Below are 15398 nucleotides of genomic sequence, written 5' to 3' on the forward strand. Positions count from 1 at the left end.
TGCATTGCAGGCCCTTTTGGTGCGTAGATCTTCTGTAGGAGCGAGCAAGCTCGCTCCTACAGGGGGGGATACAGATAACTCGCCAGTTCATCCTGCCGCTGACAGCCAACGAGCAGCCACAGCAAAATTCGGGCTTTGCGCGGGCAGAGAAACCCGGCCATCGATGCACCTTTTCGGATCAAATCAATCTCGCCGCCAACAAAACCGTAGGAGAATTGCGCAGTAGCGCCAGAGCCGGTGCGGGTCGCAATGATGACGGGGATTTTTTTGGCGATGTTTTCGATAACGGCCGCCCAGCGTGCCGAAACGTGTCCTGCACCGAAAGCCGCGATCACCAGTCCGTCGTAGCCCAGTTCGAGGATGTTTTCCAGCAACAGGGTGTCGGCAGAAAGCGACGCTTCCAGCAGGGCAATTTTCTGTGTGGTCTGTTGCGGCAAGGGTAAAAGCATCCGCGGGGTCGGTGCACGTAAATAGCGAACGGTGTTTTCCACGAGCAGGCCGGCGGGACCAAAGACCGGAGAGGAGAACGCCTGCAACGCCAGTGAATCGGTTTTACGTACGTGGCCTGCCTGATGAATCTGCCCGTTCATGACCACCTGAACACCTCGCTGCTGGCTGGTGTCGGCCAGTGCGACTCGGCAAGCATCCAGCAGATTCACCGGACCATCGGCCCCCACCTGGGCGGCCGAACGCATGGCGCCGGTCAGGACCAAGGGTTCGTTGCGGTCCCATAAATAATCAAAAAATGTGGCGGTTTCTTCGAGGGTGTCCGTGCCTTGGGTAATGACAACGCCAATAGCGCCTTGCTCAACCTGGTATCTCGCCCAGGAAAGAACACTCAGCAAGAATTCGAAATTCAGTGACGCACTGGGCAATAGCCCGAGTGTTTCAACGGTTACCCTGGCCAGGGTCGTCAGCTCCGGTACCGAGGCCAACAGGGTTTCGCCGCTGACGGTCGGAATAACCCCTTCACCGGCATGGCTGGCTTGCATGCTCACCGTGCCACCGAGAGCCGCAATAGCCAGTTTGGGCAGGTCCATGTCATACCTCGCTTGATGTTGATGAGAAGTGGCTGTACCCGCAGATACAGCCCGGTGAAAGAGAGCTTCAGTGGGTTATCAGGAACCCGATAAACGGAATGATCAGCAAGGTACTGATGGCCATGGACAGTACATTCCCGATGTAGGGATGCATATCCGCCGGTAATCGTTGGGAAATTGCATGCGCCAAGGGCGGCGCTAGAAGTGCCCCGAACAGTGCACTTGAAACGATTACCTGCCAACTGCCGCCATAGGTCAGAACCGCCGCGGGTACCACGGACACCAGTGGAACGTAGGTTGGATACCAACCGAGCATCATCCATTGTCGCCGCCAGATCACCACCCCTAAAGCTGACGTCAACGCTTGTGCACCGATCAGTTGCGGTAACAAACCTGAGCCATAAACCGGACTCATGGGGTTCAGGGTGTAAGCCAGTATTGCACCCATTAACAGGCCGAGACTGGCCAGTTCGTTGCCAAAAAACGGCGCTTCCGAAAAGTCTGCCAAAATCCGGCGCAGGCTCCAGATGACCCCATAGTCAGGGGTCTTTGCTTCGGTTGGTGCAACGGCGGTGTCGGATGGCTTCTCGGCGGCAGTGGATGGGGCGGACTTCATCAGGCCTGGCACGTGACGGCAGAGCAGGAAGGCCGCGACGCTGGCGATTGCCATGCCGCAGACATTGCCGATCACGGCCGGCAAACCCAGAGGATTGCATAGGTAATTGACCATCAGTAAACACATGGGGGTAACGAGCGCAGCGCCCATGAGTGCACCGTTGATCGTGACCTTCCAGCCACCACCAAACATCAGCACCATCGCTGCGGGCAGTGAAACAAAGGCTGCAAACGTTGGTTGCCAGCTGGTGGCCGTGACCGTCCAGCCCCACAACAAGTTACTCAGCAGCAGCCCAAGCAGCGAACTGGTGATCAACCACGGCCATAGGCCGCTGCCATATGAAATGGCAAAGCCTTGCCAGGATTTTCCGGTTCGATTTGCCCAGTAAGCCAAATACGCGCCCGCCAGCAGCCCGATAGAGGCGAACTCGTGTTTGTAGAATGCCACCTCGCTGATATCTCCCAGTACCCAGCGCAACCAGGCACTCGGGTCGGGGAGGCTTGTCACCATATGACTGTAATCTGGCCAGTGTGCAGACCAGGAAGAGCGGTTGGTCAATGAAAGCCAGGTAATCAGCAGTGTCGTGCCGATCATCAGCAAGACAATCGCAGTATCAAACGGCGTGCTGCTGGCGCGTCGGTTCAGCCGATGTTCTTCGGTTTTGGTTCCCATGAGTCATGTCCCCCCTTATCAGCGCGGGAGACGAGGATGTTGGGTATAACCAAGCATTTGATCGTAGAGATCGGCTCGACGATCGCGGTGCAGATCGTTCAAATCGTTCCAGATGGGCGCGCTACGGGAACTGGTCAGGTCTATATCGGCGAATAGAATCTCTTGCTTGTCAGCTGAAGCCACGGCGCCAATCGGCCAGCCATTGGTGCCGGCAATCAGAGAGCAGCCCAGATAACGTGCTCCTCGTTCTTCGCCGATTCGGCTGGCGGCGGCAATAAACACGTTGTTGACGTGGGCTGCCGTCATGGTCAGGTACGAAGCCATGCATTTACCGGCCTCATCGAACAGTGGCGGAGGCGTCCAGACCCAGTTATTCAAACTGCAAATGATGTCTGCACCTTGCTGACTCAGGATTCGCGGCACCTCCGGGAACCAGATATCCCAGCAGATCAACAAGCCGATGCGGCCTATTGGCGTTTCAAACACCGGGAAGCCCAGATCACCTGGTGTGAACCACAGCTTCTCCAGGTTCCACAAATGGGCTTTGCGGTACTTGCCGATAAAGCCGTCAGGCCCTACAAGCACACCGGTGTTGAATAGCCGCATGCCATCGCGCTCAGTCAACCCAGCCACGAGGTAGACCTTGTGTTCACAGGCGAAATTCATCCAGCTTTGCACGCTCGGTCCACCGGGAACCGCTTCGCAGTGATCGAAGGCATCTTGCCGGTTGTTGAAGAAATAGCCGGTATTTGAAAGCTCAGGCAGCACGATGAGGTTTGCCCCTCCGTTGACTGCCTGTAGTGCTAACTCCAGGCTGTGACGCAAATTGCCTTCGCGATTTGCTATGCCCACCTGGGGGTCGAATTGCACAACTGCTACGCGAACAGGACTTGTTGATTCGCTCATTTCGGGTGACCTCTTTTTATTTTTATTCACGCTGTTTAACTACGTGTTTATAAGAGTTGAAACGGCAGATGAACGTAAGTCAGCGGCTTCCGTTTAGGTTGTAGTCCTTATCCGAAGATGCATGAGGCGAGTCTGTTGATTTGGCTGGCCAAGGTGGCGCTGAGGTAGAGCCGATGCACGCCGTGCATGGCTCCTTGGGGGAGGGGATCAGGCTTTGAGCTGGTATTGCGGATAGTCACTCATGGAAAAACCGCCATTGAATGTCGCGGCGGTTTTGTCGCAAATATGAATGACCGCATCGACGGCACCCCGAAAACAGGGCTCTGTCCAGCCCGCATCGACGGAAAATGATTCACCAGAAAAATAAAGGCCGGACACATGCGCGAAGTCGCGGTTGTACTTCATCAAGCTCACCGCGTCGTAGTAGGTGCCGGGTCGGTATAACTTTGCACAACCCAAGGCGTTTTTATCGGTTATCCAGCGTTGGACCACGGCTTGATCAAGGCCGATGTAGGGAGAGATTTTCTGCTGGATATTGGTGGAATTCATGAGGATGCGATCCAGTTCTTTGGCGCACTTGGCCACCAGTTCCTGGTCGCTGAATGAGGCCAGTTTGGTTGCATCATCCTCCCAGGTGTAACTCAGGAGAATGCAGTCATAGCTGTAGTTGTCGTTGTAGCGATAGGTGTAGACGTCATGGATGAAACTGTCGGTGACGATGGCTTGGGGGATTGTGCTGTTCTTTGAAAGAAATGATTTTTTCAACGGCGCAAAAACCTTGCAGCTGGTTTCCCAGTGCGCGGTTTTATAGGCATTGATTGTTTCGAAAGGCAGCATTTCCTGCGTGAAGTTTTCAAGCTGGATTCGTGTTTCGATCAGCCAGGAAGGAAGGGTCATGATGACTGAGTCAAAGTCATCGAAGTGTTCCTGGGTGTGTTCGGGTTGGCTGTATTTCCAGTTGAAGTAAACGCGGATTTTCTGGTTGGTCAGTTTTTTAAGTTTCGTGACGCAAGAGTCGGTCAGGAGGCCGGTATTTCTTTCGCGGCTGTGTTCGTAGACGGATTTTCCGGTTTCGTCTGTTTTCATGAACAACAGGCATTCGTCCAATGCGGCGAGCCCGATGTAGCGGGGCCTGTCGAAACTCAACCCCGTCGAATCATAAACAGCTTCGCTGTTCAGGTAGGGGGCGGTCAGCGGATCGCCATGGGTGTCCACCCGGCCATGGATCAATTGCAGCTGGCTGCTGAATCCAAAGATGGCAGTGCGCAGTGGATAAAGGCAGCAGACGTCGTAAAAGGCTCCCCAGCTACCGTCACCGATGCCAATCGCATAGAAAATCGCAGACTCTTCGGCGGACATTCCCATGCCACCGAAGTCCCCTGGCGAGCGTTCATTCCAGGCATCCAGTGCCGGCATGCTGACCAGATCGCGGAACGAAACGGCCTCGTATTTTTCGACGATAGCGGCCCACATGGCTTCCCATTCCTGGCTGCCATACACCTCTGCAACGTGCAGGGTCATGCGATCGGCAAACGCTTTCCACTTGGCATAAACCTTTTGCAGTGCTTTGCCAGGAGGTGGCGTCAAGCCATCGACGTTCTTCCATATCAACATCTGCGGCGTCGATCCGCCGCCCATGCTGCCTTCACGAAGATAGATGCCGGTCGAGCTGACCCATTGGCTTCCGGGATTGGCAAAGTCTGAAAACGACAAGTCAAAAACCTTGGCGTAGTAGGCCATCAGCGACCTGCCTTCTGTCAGTGGCTCGTCTGCCCGATTGAAGAAGGGCATGCGCATGGCCCCCATTTCAAAGGGTGTATGACTTTGCGTGGAGTGTTGGCTTCCAGGAACGGTCAGATGCCTGCCGCCTATGCGCCGGGATTGTTCTATGAGGGTGATTTGGGTGAAGCCGCAGCGATAGAGTTCTCTGGCGGCAGTCAGTCCGGTTACGCCGGCACCTATGATGCAAATTCTATGAGTGGGGTCAGTTGCCCTGGCAATGCCGTTTTCCTGCTCGACCAGTGCTCGATAGTCAAAGCACAAGTCCGGTGGGTTGGGGAAACGAGCGGTCCATTTGCTTTTAGCCGAGCGCTTTTTTCGAGTGCTGTCCTTGGTCACGTATGAAGGGTAGTTGTAGCTTGTTCCGATAGTCATTGATGATCTTCCCTGAAGGTGTTTGCAGGGAAGATGTTGAGGTTCGAAGCGATCAGCGTATAGGCGTCAAACAGGGGGCGCGGGTACTCAGGATTCGTTTTTTTGCGTGGGAAAAGACCTGCAGGGCAGGTCTTTCATATTCGACAAAGCACCCATGCAGGCTCTCGGGTTACGCCGCCTGCTGAAACTGCTGCCGGTACTGGTTCGGTGACAGCTCGGTATGTTGGCGGAACAGCCGGGCAAAGAAGCTCGCATCGTCGTAGCCGACTTCATAGCTGATGGTCTTGATGCTCTTGCGGCTGCCGGAGAGCAAGCCCTTGGCGGTTTCGATGCGCAGGCGTTGCAGGTAATGCAAGGGTTTGTCGCCGGTGGCGGTCTGGAAGCGACGCATGAAATTGCGAATGCTCATGCCGTGTTCGCGCGCGACGTCTTCGAAGCGGAATTTGTCGGCGAAGTGTTCTTCCAGCCAGTGCTGGATCTGCAGGATGATCACGTCCTGGTGCAGCTTCTGCCCACCGAAACCGATTCTTCCCGGTGTGTAGCTGCGTTGCACTTCATACAGAATATCTCGCGCAACAGCTTGGGATACGTTGGCGCCGCAGAAGCGCTCGATCAGGTAAATGTACAGGTCACACGCCGACGTGGTGCCACCCGCGCAATACAGGTTGTCGGCGTCGGTCAGGTGCTTGTCCTGATTGAGTTGCACCTTCGGGAAGCGCTCGGCAAATGCGTTGAAGAAGCGCCAGTAGGTGGTTGCTTCCTTGCCATCGAGCAAACCGGCCTCGGCCAGCCAGAACACGCCGGTCGCTTCGCCACAGAGCACTGCGCCGCGCGCATGTTGCTGGCGCAGCCATGGCAGGACCTGTGGATAACGTTGGCAAAGGGTTTCAAAATCGTCCCAGAACGCGGGAAGGATGATGATATCGGCGTTTTCCAGGCCGCCGTCCACCGGCATCATCACATCGCTGAAGCTGTTCACCGGTTTTCCGTCGGGACTGACCAGACGGGTTTCGAACGCCGGAGTCAGGCCGTGGCCCAGTTGTTTGCCGTAACGCAGGCTGGCCAGATGAAAGAAATCCTTGGCTTGCATGAGGGTGGATGCGAAAACCCGGTCGATAGCCAGGATGCTGACGCGCCGTAAGGGCGTGGAGACTTGGTTAGACATAATTCAACTTTATTCTTATAGGGGAAAGTGGTCACCAGACGGCTGGATCGTCTTATTTTTTGTCTGATGTGTCCAGTGTCCTGTATCGGATACGAGGCTTAGTCTGAGGTGGATTCCCTCTAGCAATAACGACAGGTGCCGCATGATCCCCAGAACCTTGTTCAGTTCCGAGCACGAACTTTTTCGTGACAGCGTGCGAACGTTCCTCGAAAAAGAGGCCGTGCCGTTTCACGGGCAATGGGAAAAGCAGGGGTATATCGATCGTGAACTCTGGAACAAGGCGGGGGCGGCGGGGATGTTGTGTTCGCACCTGCCAGAAGAATATGGCGGGTTGGGGGCGGACTTTCTTTACAGTGCGGTGGTGATCGAAGAGGTGGGTCGTCTCGGCTTGACCGGTATCGGTTTTTCGCTGCATTCGGACATCGTTGCGCCTTACATCCTGCATTACGGCAGTGAGGCGCTGAAGCACAAATACCTGCCAAAACTGGTCTCTGGCGAGATGGTCACCGCGATTGCGATGACCGAACCGGGCGCCGGTTCCGACCTGCAAGGGGTGAAAACAACGGCGGTACTGGATGGCGACGAGTACGTGATCAACGGTTCGAAAACCTTCATCACCAACGGCTATCTCGCAGACCTGGTGATTGTCGTCGCCAAGACCGATCCGAAGGCCGGCGCCAAGGGCACCAGCTTGTTCCTGGTGGAAGCCGACACCCCGGGATTCGCCAAGGGCAAACGGCTGGAAAAAGTCGGCATGAAAGCTCAGGACACGTCGGAGTTGTTCTTTCAGGACGTGCGAGTGCCCAAGGAAAACCTGCTCGGCCAGGCCGGGATGGGGTTTGCCTACCTGATGCAGGAGTTGCCGCAGGAGCGTCTCACCGTCGCCATCGGCGGGGTCGCTTCGGCTGAGGCCGGGCTCCAATGGACGCTGGAATACACCCGCGAGCGCAAAGCGTTCGGCAAGGCGATCGCTGACTTCCAGAACACTCGGTTCAAGCTGGCGGAGATGGCGACCGAGATTCAGATTGGTCGAGTCTTCGTCGATCGCTGTCTGGAGTTGCATCTGCAGGGCAAGCTGGATGTGCCGACAGCGGCGATGGCCAAGTACTGGGGCACGGACCTGCAATGCAAGGTGCTCGACGAATGCGTGCAGTTGCATGGCGGTTACGGGTTTATGTGGGAGTACCCGATTGCCCGGGCATGGGCGGATGCGCGGGTGCAGCGTATCTATGCCGGAACCAATGAAATCATGAAGGAGATTATTGCGCGGTCGCTTTAATTTACGGTGACTGTAAGACCGCTTTCGCGAGCAGGCTCGCTCCCACAGGTCAAGGTGATCTTCTGTGGGAGCGAGCCTGCTCGCGAATGGATCTAAAGATCGATCACGGTGCCGGGTTCGGGTGATCCTTGTGAATCGCCTCAATGCCCTCCAGCACTTCATCCGACAGCTTCAGATCAAAACTGGCAATGTTGCTCTCCAGTTGCTCCATCGTCGTCGCGCCAATGATGTTGCTGGTGACGAACGGTTGCTGCGTCACGAATGCCAGCGCCATCTGCGCCGGGTCCAGGCCGTGTTCACGCGCCAGTGCCACATAACGGCTGCAGGCTGCTTCCGATTGTGCATTGAAATAGCGACTGAAGCGGCTGTAGAGGCTCAGGCGGCCTTTTGGTGGGCGTGCGCCACCTTCGTACTTGCCCGACAGGAAACCGAACGCCAGCGGCGAATAGGCGAGCAGGCCGCATTGTTCGCGGATCGCGATTTCCGCCAGGCCGACTTCGAAGCTGCGGTTGAGCAGGTTGTACGGGTTCTGGATCGATACCGCGCGCGGCCAGCCACGGGCTTCGGCCAGGGCGAGGAAGCGCATGGTGCCCCACGGCGTTTCATTGGACAGGCCGATGTGGCGAATCTTGCCGGCTTTCACCTGTTCGTCCAGTGCTTCGAGGGTGTCCTCCAGCGGCGTGAGGTTGGCTTCAGTTTTGTGCTTGTAGCCGAGCTGGCCGAAGAAATTGGTGCTGCGCTCTGGCCAGTGCAATTGATACAAGTCGATGTAATCGGTTTGCAGGCGCTTGAGGCTGGCATCCACCGCTTCGGTGATGTGCTGGCGGTTATGCCGCAGGTTTTTGTCGCGGATGTAGTCGATGGTATTGCCGGGGCCGGCGATCTTGCTGGCCAGGATCCAGTCGGCGCGATCACCGCGACTTTTAAAGTAATTGCCAATGTAGCGCTCGGTGGTGGCGTAGGTTTCTGCCTTGGGCGGCACCGGGTACATTTCGGCGGTGTCGATAAAATTGATCCCGGCGCTTTTGGCCCGTTCAATCTGGGCGAAGGCTTCAGCTTCGCTGTTTTGCTCGCCCCAGGTCATGGTTCCGAGGCAGATGGCACTCACATTCAGATTGGTTCGGCCTAGCTGGCGATAGTCCATCGGATGCTCCTTGGGCAAAACAATCATAAAAGCAGGTTGAATTATTTTTCGCAATCTGCATAATTGCGCACCTCTTTCTGCAGTGGAAGTGATGCGCCGCCGCCGAAGAATCTTGCCGTTGAACGGACGCGCCGACCCGAGCCCCCGAAAGCGTCTGTATCCGGCTGCCTTTGACTTGTCAAAGTACGCACTATTCAGTAAGATCCGCCGTCTAATTTACAGGGCGGCCCCTGAGGCTATAAAGAATGAAAACTTTTACTGCTAAACCGGAAACAGTACAGCGCGACTGGTTTGTCGTCGACGCTGCAGGTCAGACCCTGGGTCGTCTGGCCACCGAAATCGCGAGCCGTCTGCGTGGCAAGCATAAAGCTGAGTACACTCCTCACGTTGACACCGGCGATTACATCGTCGTTATCAATGCCGAGCAGATTCGTGTAACCGGTGCTAAAACCACCGACAAAATCTACTACTCCCACTCCGGTTTCCCGGGCGGCATCAAGTCGATCAACTTCGAAAAGCTGATCGCTAAAGCCCCTGAGCGCGTGATCGAGACCGCGGTCAAAGGCATGCTGCCTAAGAACCCGCTGGGTCGCGACATGTATCGTAAGCTGAAAGTCTATGCGGGCGCTGTACACCCTCATACTGCTCAGCAGCCCCAAGAACTGAAGTTTTAACGGAATAGTTCATTATGTCGGCGACTCAAAATTACGGCACTGGCCGTCGCAAGACCGCAACCGCACGCGTTTTCCTGCGTCCGGGTACTGGTAACATCTCCATCAACAACCGTTCGCTGGATAATTTCTTCGGCCGCGAAACTGCCCGCATGGTAGTTCGTCAGCCGCTGGAATTGACTGAGACTGTCGAGAAGTTCGACATCTACGTCACCGTGATCGGCGGTGGTGTAAGTGGTCAAGCTGGCGCAATCCGCCACGGTATCACTCGCGCACTGATGCAGTACGACGAAACCCTGCGTGGCGCTCTGCGCAAAGCTGGCTTCGTTACTCGCGATGCTCGTGAAGTTGAACGTAAGAAAGTTGGTCTGCGTAAAGCGCGTAAGCGTCCGCAGTACTCGAAGCGTTAATTCGCTTTCGCGTTCAAAAAGAACGCCCAGTTTCCTCGCGGAGCTGGGCGTTTTTTTATGGGCGCAATTTATCAAAGAATTGCGCTGTGACAACTTGCCACAGCCGTAGAGCCCCTATACTGCAAGGCTTGGCAGTGGAGCCCTTCGGTAATTACCTTGTCAGAATTGGGGCTTTTCATTACCATTCGGCAAAATTTTTATAAGTTCAGATTTTTACTTAGTAGATGCCTGATTTAACAGGCCACAAAGCTGATGGGAGAGGACTGAATGAGCAATGACGGCGTGAATGCAGGCCGGCGTCGCTTCTTGGTAGCAGCCACATCCGTGGTGGGTGCTGCAGGAGCGGTGGGGGCTGCGGTCCCGTTCGTGGGGTCATGGTTTCCCAGTGCCAAGGCGAAAGCCGCAGGTGCACCGGTGAAAGTGAATGTCAGCAAAATCGAGCCAGGTCAGCAAATGATTGCTGAGTGGCGCGGCCAGCCGGTGTTCATTGTCCGCCGTACCGCGGAAATCCTGGGGAATCTGAAAAAGATCGAGGGCCAGTTGTCTGACCCTACCTCCAAGAACTCGACACAACCGACCTATGTCGACCCGGAAACGCGTTCGATCAAGCCAGAAGTTCTGCTGCTGATCGGTATCTGCACGCACCTGGGTTGCTCGCCGACTTTCCGCCCTGAAGTGGCACCCGCGGATCTGGGCAAAGACTGGGTGGGTGGTTATTTCTGCCCTTGCCACGGTTCCCACTACGATCTGGCTGGCCGTGTCTACAAGTCGCAACCTGCGCCTTTGAACCTGCCAGTTCCCCCGCATTCCTATGAGACCAATGACATTATTGTCATTGGCGTCGATACGGAGAAAGCGTGATGAGCAAGTTCATGGATTGGGTTGATGCGCGCTTTCCCGCGACCAAAATGTGGGAAGACCATCTCAGCAAGTACTACGCCCCGAAGAACTTCAACTTCTTCTATTTCTTTGGCTCCCTGGCGCTGCTCGTGCTGGTCAATCAGATCGTTACCGGTGTCTGGCTGACCATGAGCTACACCCCTTCGGCGGAAGAAGCGTTTGCTTCCGTCGAATACATCATGCGCGATGTCGAGTACGGCTCGATCCTGCGTCTGCTGCACTCCACCGGCGCTTCGGCGTTCTTCATCGTGGTTTACCTGCATATGTTCCGTGGTCTGCTTTACGGTTCGTACCAGAAGCCTCGTGAGCTGGTGTGGGTGTTCGGCATGCTGATTTACCTGGCGCTGATGGCTGAAGCCTTCATGGGGTATCTGCTGCCGTGGGGCCAGATGTCCTACTGGGGCGCCCAGGTGATCATCTCGCTGTTCGGTGCGATTCCGGTGATCGGTAACGACCTGACTCAGTGGATTCGTGGTGATTACCTGATTTCCGGGATTACCCTGAACCGCTTCTTCGCCCTGCACGTCGTGGCCTTGCCGATCGTGATCCTTGGCCTGGTGGTGCTGCACGTTCTGGCGTTGCACGAAGTCGGCTCGAACAACCCGGACGGCGTGGACATCAAGAAACACAAAGACGAAAACGGCGTACCGCTGGACGGCATTGCCTTCCACCCGTACTACACCGTGAAAGATATCGTCGGCGTGGTGGTGTTCCTGTTCATCTTCTGCTCGATCGTGTTCTTCTTCCCGGAAATGGGCGGCTACTTCCTCGAAAAGCCGAACTTTGAAGTGGCGAACGCCTTCAAGACCCCGGAGCACATTGCCCCGGTCTGGTACTTCACACCGTTCTACGCGATTCTGCGGGCGGTTCCGGACAAGCTTCTGGGCGTTGTTGCCATGGGCGCCTCGATTGCCTTGCTGTTCGTTCTGCCCTGGCTTGATCGCAGTCCGGTCAAGTCCATGCGCTACAAAGGTTGGCTAAGCAGGATCTGGCTCTGGGTGTTCTGCATCTCGTTCGTGATTCTTGGCTGGTTGGGCGTTATGGCGCCTACCCCTGAGCGTACGTTGCTGTCGCAGGTTTGTACCTTCCTGTACTTCGCGTACTTCATCCTGATGCCGTTCTATACCAGGCTCGAGAAGACCAAACCGGTTCCGGAAAGGGTGACTGGCTGATGAAAAAGCTATTTGCTGTATTGATTCTTGCTGCTTTGCCCGTGCTGTCCTTCGCGGCTGAACACGGTGGTCCTGAGCTGGAAAAGGTCGACATCGACGTTTCCGACAAGGCTGCACTGCAGGATGGCGCGCGTACATTCGCCAACTACTGCATGGGCTGCCACAGCGCCAAGTTCCAGCGTTATGAGCGGGTTGCCGATGATTTGGCCATCCCTCATGACCTGATGCTCTCGAAGCTGGTGTTCACCGGCGCCAAAATCGGCGACCACATGAGCATTGGCATGCAGCCGGCTGACGCCAAGACGTGGTTTGGTGCGGCACCGCCGGACCTGACTCTGGTCGCTCGCGTTCGTGGCACTGACTGGCTCTATGGCTACCTGCGTTCGTTCTATGAAGACCCGGCGCGCCCTTGGGGTGTGAACAACAAAGTCTTCCCGAACGTCGGGATGCCGAACGTTCTGGTCGGCCTGCAGGGTCGTCAGGTGGTAGGCTGTAAGCAAGTTCAAATCGTCGACGAAGGCAAGAAGCAATTCGATCCGCTGACGGGTACGCCTCTGACTCATGAAGCGTGCGACCAGCTGACCGTGTTGCCGAAAACCGGCGCTCTGACTCAAGAGCAGTTCGACGAGAAGGTCAAGAATCTGGTGACCTTCCTGGCCTATTCGGCCAACCCGGTGAAGCTGCAGCATCAGCGCATCGGTACCTATGTGTTGCTGTACCTGGCGTTCTTCTTCGTATTCGCTTATTTGCTCAAGCGTGAATACTGGAAAGACGTCCATTGATAAAGCTGTAAGTAATTGCTGTTGATCGCGCGCGCCCAAGGGCGTCTCTGAAGGTGTAACAAGCCTGGTGTTCCAGGCGTTACGGGAGGCGCTCTCTGGGCGCGCGCGTTTTTCCGCTTCCGATAATTTCAACAAGCGAGGAGGACCGCCATGGGCGTGACCAATCGGTTGGCCTGTTACTCCGACCCCGCCGACCACTATTCCCACCGAGTACGCATCGTACTTGCAGAGAAGGGTGTCAGCGCCGAGATCATTTACGTGGAAGCTGGTCGCCAGCCGCCTAAACTGATTGAAGTGAACCCTTACGGCAGCTTGCCCACCCTGGTCGATCGTGACCTGGCGTTGTGGGAGTCGACCGTGGTGATGGAATATCTGGATGAGCGTTACCCGCACCCGCCTTTACTGCCGGTTTATCCAGTGGCGCGTGCCAACAGTCGTCTGCTGATACATCGTATTCAGCGTGACTGGTGTGGTCTGGTGGATCTGATCCTGGATTCGCGGACCAAAGAGGCAGCCCGTGTCGTGGCTCGTAAAGAGCTGCGCGAAAGCCTGACAGGCGTGTCGCCGTTGTTTGCCGACAAGCCGTTTTTCCTCAGTGAGGAACAAAGTCTGGTGGACTGCTGCCTATTGCCAATACTCTGGCGATTGCCGATTCTGGGCATAGAACTGCCGCGGCCTGCCAAGCCGCTGCTTGATTACATGGAGCGCTCGTTTGCGCGTGAGGCTTTCCAGGCGAGTCTGTCTGGTGTCGAACGCGATATGCGCTAAGGCTTAAGGAGCCGCTATGAACTCCAGTCGACCTTATCTGGTCCGCGCGCTCTATGAGTGGATTGTGGACAACGATTGCACCCCGCACATGCTGGTCAATTCCGAGTATCCGTCGGTGCAGGTGCCTCAGGGTTTTGCCAGTGATGGACAGATTGTCCTGAACGTATCACCGGCAGCCGTGCGTCATTTGCACATGGACAATGAAGCGGTCAGCTTCGAAGGGCGCTTCGGTGGCGTGCCGCACACCCTGTACGTGCCTATCGCATCGATCCTGGGCATCTACGCCCGGGAGAACGGTCAGGGCATGGTGTTCGATCTGGAATCGCCTATGGAAGACGAAGAAGAGATCGAGCCGGATGATGATCTTCCGCCACCCGACAGTGAGCCGCCGCGTCCCAGCGGTCGACCCAGTTTGAAAGTGGTGAAGTAATAAAAAAGGCGATCCGAAAGGATCGCCTTTTTTATTACTGTAGGAGCCAGGCTTGCCGGCGAAGGCGATGCCACTGACGCCTTCGCCGGCAAGCCTGGCTCCTACAAGGATGGGTGTCAGTCGATGTATTCGAACAGCTTCACGATCTTCTGCACCCCGGAAACGCCTTGCACCAGGTTAGTGGCTTGAGCGGCTTCCTGTTTGGTCAGCAGGCCCAGCAGGTAGACGATGCCGTTCTCGGTAACAACCTTGATGCGCGAGCCCGGGATGTTCGGGTCGGTGAGCATCTGCGTCTTGATCTTGGAGGTCAGCCAGGTGTCGTTCTGGCGGGCAAGGAAACTGGAAGGTGGCAGAACCTGCAGTTCGTTGTGCACCGTCTTCACGCGCTGAACGGCGGCAGCAGCCTGTTCGGCCTTGGCCTTGAGGTCCTCGCGCGGGGTTTGGCCGGCGAGCAGCACGACGCCGTTGAAGCTGGTGACGACGATGTGGGAGTCGTTGTCCAGGGCCGGATCAGCCTTGGCGATATTCACACCGACCTTGGTGTCGATCAGGGAGTCATCGATTTTGCTGCCTAAGGTGCGCGTGCCGCGGTCATCTTCAATCGGTGCTTCACGGCTGGCATTAACCACCGAGGTGCAACCGCTGATGCCGAGGCACAGTGTCAAGGCCAGTAGGCCTAGGCGATTAGGGGTCATTCTTCACTCCCGAACAGTTGGCTGTCGATCAAGTCACAAAGGCAATGGATCGCCAGCAGGTGGACTTCTTGAATACGTGCAGTGACGTTGGCCGGTACGCGAATCTCGACGTCCTCGGGCAATAGCAGTGATGCCATGCCGCCGCCATCGCGTCCCGTCAATGCTACGACAACCATTTCGCGATCATGTGCGGCCTGGATCGCCTGAATTATGTTTGCCGAGTTGCCGCTGGTGGAAATTGCCAGCAATACATCACCTGGCTGGCCAAGGGCGCGGATCTGTTTGGAGAAAATTTCGTTGTAGCTGTAGTCGTTGGCGATTGAGGTGATCGTGGAGCTGTCGGTCGTCAGCGCGATGGCTGGCAGGCTCGGGCGTTCACGTTCGAAGCGGTTTAGCAGCTCGGACGAAAAATGCTGGGCATCACCGGCGGAACCGCCGTTGCCGCACGAGAGCATTTTGCCTTCGTTGAGCAGGGCGTTGACCATGACCTGGCTGGCTTGCTCGATGTGCGGTGCAAGTACTTCCATCGCCTGTTGCTTGGTGTCGATACTGGCCTGAAAAAGCTGGCGAATTCGGGATTGCATGTCCATCTGT

General features: G+C 56.2%; 16 protein-coding genes. 8 read left to right on the plus strand and 8 right to left on the minus strand.

The window, feature by feature from the left end; all coding sequences use genetic code 11:
• Positions 1-56 precede the first annotated feature (56 nt).
• From ACM6IR_RS24015 to ACM6IR_RS24035, 5 genes are all read right to left on the minus strand, one after another.
• Positions 57-1040 carry an asparaginase gene (locus ACM6IR_RS24015; RefSeq protein WP_414909993.1) on the minus strand — a complete coding sequence of 328 codons (984 nt, stop codon included), beginning with the start codon at positions 1038-1040 and terminating at the stop codon, positions 57-59.
• Positions 1041-1107: 67 nt separating this feature from the next.
• Positions 1108-2328, minus strand: a complete 1221-nt coding sequence (locus ACM6IR_RS24020; protein WP_414909994.1) for a hypothetical protein — start codon at positions 2326-2328, stop codon at positions 1108-1110.
• An 18-nt stretch (positions 2329-2346) separates the two neighbouring features.
• On the minus strand, positions 2347-3234 hold the full coding sequence (locus ACM6IR_RS24025) for a nitrilase family protein (protein ID WP_414910167.1): 888 nt from the start codon (positions 3232-3234) through the stop codon (positions 2347-2349).
• 207 nt (positions 3235-3441) lie between these two features.
• Positions 3442-5388, minus strand: coding sequence for a flavin monoamine oxidase family protein (locus ACM6IR_RS24030; protein ID WP_414909995.1), 1947 nt, complete (start codon positions 5386-5388; stop codon positions 3442-3444).
• A 169-nt stretch (positions 5389-5557) separates the two neighbouring features.
• A complete protein-coding gene (locus ACM6IR_RS24035) occupies positions 5558-6454 on the minus strand; it encodes a GlxA family transcriptional regulator (protein ID WP_201120614.1) in 897 nt (298 codons plus the stop codon).
• Positions 6455-6695: 241 nt separating this feature from the next.
• Here ACM6IR_RS24035 and ACM6IR_RS24040 point away from each other — a divergent pair, with 241 nt between their 5' ends.
• Positions 6696-7832, plus strand: a complete 1137-nt coding sequence (locus ACM6IR_RS24040) for an acyl-CoA dehydrogenase family protein (RefSeq protein WP_414909996.1) — start codon at positions 6696-6698, stop codon at positions 7830-7832.
• Between the two features lie 103 nt (positions 7833-7935).
• Here ACM6IR_RS24040 and ACM6IR_RS24045 read toward each other — a convergent pair whose 3' ends face one another.
• Positions 7936-8976 carry an NADP(H)-dependent aldo-keto reductase gene (locus ACM6IR_RS24045; protein WP_414909997.1) on the minus strand — a complete coding sequence of 347 codons (1041 nt, stop codon included), beginning with the start codon at positions 8974-8976 and terminating at the stop codon, positions 7936-7938.
• Between the two features lie 245 nt (positions 8977-9221).
• Between ACM6IR_RS24045 and rplM the strand changes: the two genes are divergently transcribed.
• The 7 genes from rplM to ACM6IR_RS24080 all read left to right on the plus strand — a co-directional run bounded on the left by rplM (position 9222) and on the right by ACM6IR_RS24080 (position 14109).
• A complete protein-coding gene (rplM, locus tag ACM6IR_RS24050; RefSeq protein WP_007905295.1) occupies positions 9222-9650 on the plus strand; it encodes a 50S ribosomal protein L13 in 429 nt (142 codons plus the stop codon).
• A gap of 14 nt (positions 9651-9664) precedes the next feature.
• Positions 9665-10057 carry a 30S ribosomal protein S9 gene (rpsI, locus tag ACM6IR_RS24055; protein WP_002555064.1) on the plus strand — a complete coding sequence of 131 codons (393 nt, stop codon included), beginning with the start codon at positions 9665-9667 and terminating at the stop codon, positions 10055-10057.
• 267 nt (positions 10058-10324) lie between these two features.
• On the plus strand, positions 10325-10918 hold the full coding sequence (petA, locus tag ACM6IR_RS24060) for a ubiquinol-cytochrome c reductase iron-sulfur subunit (protein WP_201120578.1): 594 nt from the start codon (positions 10325-10327) through the stop codon (positions 10916-10918).
• Positions 10918-12129, plus strand: a complete 1212-nt coding sequence (locus ACM6IR_RS24065; protein WP_157714550.1) for a cytochrome b — start codon at positions 10918-10920, stop codon at positions 12127-12129. Before petA ends, ACM6IR_RS24065 begins: the two co-directional genes overlap by 1 nt.
• The gene (locus ACM6IR_RS24070; protein ID WP_414909998.1) at positions 12129-12911 is read left to right on the plus strand and encodes a cytochrome c1; all 783 of its coding nucleotides are present in this window, start codon (positions 12129-12131) and stop codon (positions 12909-12911) included. The genes ACM6IR_RS24065 and ACM6IR_RS24070 overlap by 1 nt, the downstream gene beginning before the upstream one ends.
• A 150-nt stretch (positions 12912-13061) precedes the next feature.
• The gene (locus tag ACM6IR_RS24075; protein WP_007905304.1) at positions 13062-13679 is read left to right on the plus strand and encodes a glutathione S-transferase N-terminal domain-containing protein; all 618 of its coding nucleotides are present in this window, start codon (positions 13062-13064) and stop codon (positions 13677-13679) included.
• Positions 13680-13695: 16 nt separating this feature from the next.
• A complete protein-coding gene (locus ACM6IR_RS24080) occupies positions 13696-14109 on the plus strand; it encodes a ClpXP protease specificity-enhancing factor (protein WP_008037283.1) in 414 nt (137 codons plus the stop codon).
• Between the two features lie 116 nt (positions 14110-14225).
• On the opposite strand, the gene ACM6IR_RS24085 is transcribed toward ACM6IR_RS24080, so the two are convergent.
• On the minus strand, positions 14226-14804 hold the full coding sequence (locus tag ACM6IR_RS24085) for a BON domain-containing protein (RefSeq protein ID WP_414909999.1): 579 nt from the start codon (positions 14802-14804) through the stop codon (positions 14226-14228).
• Positions 14801-15394 (minus strand): phosphoheptose isomerase, encoded by a 594-nt coding sequence (locus ACM6IR_RS24090; protein WP_201120583.1) that lies wholly within the window; start codon positions 15392-15394, stop codon positions 14801-14803. Before ACM6IR_RS24090 ends, ACM6IR_RS24085 begins: the two co-directional genes overlap by 4 nt.
• Positions 15395-15398 lie beyond the last annotated feature (4 nt).

Origin of the sequence: Pseudomonas sp. IT-P253, assembly GCF_949768125.1 — a bacterium.
Classification (GTDB): domain Bacteria; phylum Pseudomonadota; class Gammaproteobacteria; order Pseudomonadales; family Pseudomonadaceae; genus Aquipseudomonas.

Bases quoted from the DNA above. Each gene is read 5' to 3' on its own strand.
- ACM6IR_RS24015 (WP_414909993.1), bottom strand. From the start codon at position 1,040: ATGGACCTGCCCAAACTGGCTATTGCGGCTCTCGGTGGCACGGTGAGC.
- ACM6IR_RS24020 (WP_414909994.1), bottom strand. From the start codon at position 2,328: ATGGGAACCAAAACCGAAGAACATCGGCTGAACCGACGCGCCAGCAGC.
- ACM6IR_RS24025 (WP_414910167.1), bottom strand. From the start codon at position 3,234: ATGAGCGAATCAACAAGTCCTGTTCGCGTAGCAGTTGTGCAATTCGAC.
- ACM6IR_RS24030 (WP_414909995.1), bottom strand. From the start codon at position 5,388: ATGACTATCGGAACAAGCTACAACTACCCTTCATACGTGACCAAGGAC.
- ACM6IR_RS24040 (WP_414909996.1), top strand. From the start codon at position 6,696: ATGATCCCCAGAACCTTGTTCAGTTCCGAGCACGAACTTTTTCGTGAC.
- ACM6IR_RS24045 (WP_414909997.1), bottom strand. From the start codon at position 8,976: ATGGACTATCGCCAGCTAGGCCGAACCAATCTGAATGTGAGTGCCATC.
- rplM (WP_007905295.1), top strand. From the start codon at position 9,222: ATGAAAACTTTTACTGCTAAACCGGAAACAGTACAGCGCGACTGGTTT.
- rpsI (WP_002555064.1), top strand. From the start codon at position 9,665: ATGTCGGCGACTCAAAATTACGGCACTGGCCGTCGCAAGACCGCAACC.
- petA (WP_201120578.1), top strand. From the start codon at position 10,325: ATGAGCAATGACGGCGTGAATGCAGGCCGGCGTCGCTTCTTGGTAGCA.
- ACM6IR_RS24065 (WP_157714550.1), top strand. From the start codon at position 10,918: ATGAGCAAGTTCATGGATTGGGTTGATGCGCGCTTTCCCGCGACCAAA.
- ACM6IR_RS24070 (WP_414909998.1), top strand. From the start codon at position 12,129: ATGAAAAAGCTATTTGCTGTATTGATTCTTGCTGCTTTGCCCGTGCTG.
- ACM6IR_RS24075 (WP_007905304.1), top strand. From the start codon at position 13,062: ATGGGCGTGACCAATCGGTTGGCCTGTTACTCCGACCCCGCCGACCAC.
- ACM6IR_RS24080 (WP_008037283.1), top strand. From the start codon at position 13,696: ATGAACTCCAGTCGACCTTATCTGGTCCGCGCGCTCTATGAGTGGATT.
- ACM6IR_RS24085 (WP_414909999.1), bottom strand. From the start codon at position 14,804: ATGACCCCTAATCGCCTAGGCCTACTGGCCTTGACACTGTGCCTCGGC.
- ACM6IR_RS24090 (WP_201120583.1), bottom strand. From the start codon at position 15,394: ATGGACATGCAATCCCGAATTCGCCAGCTTTTTCAGGCCAGTATCGAC.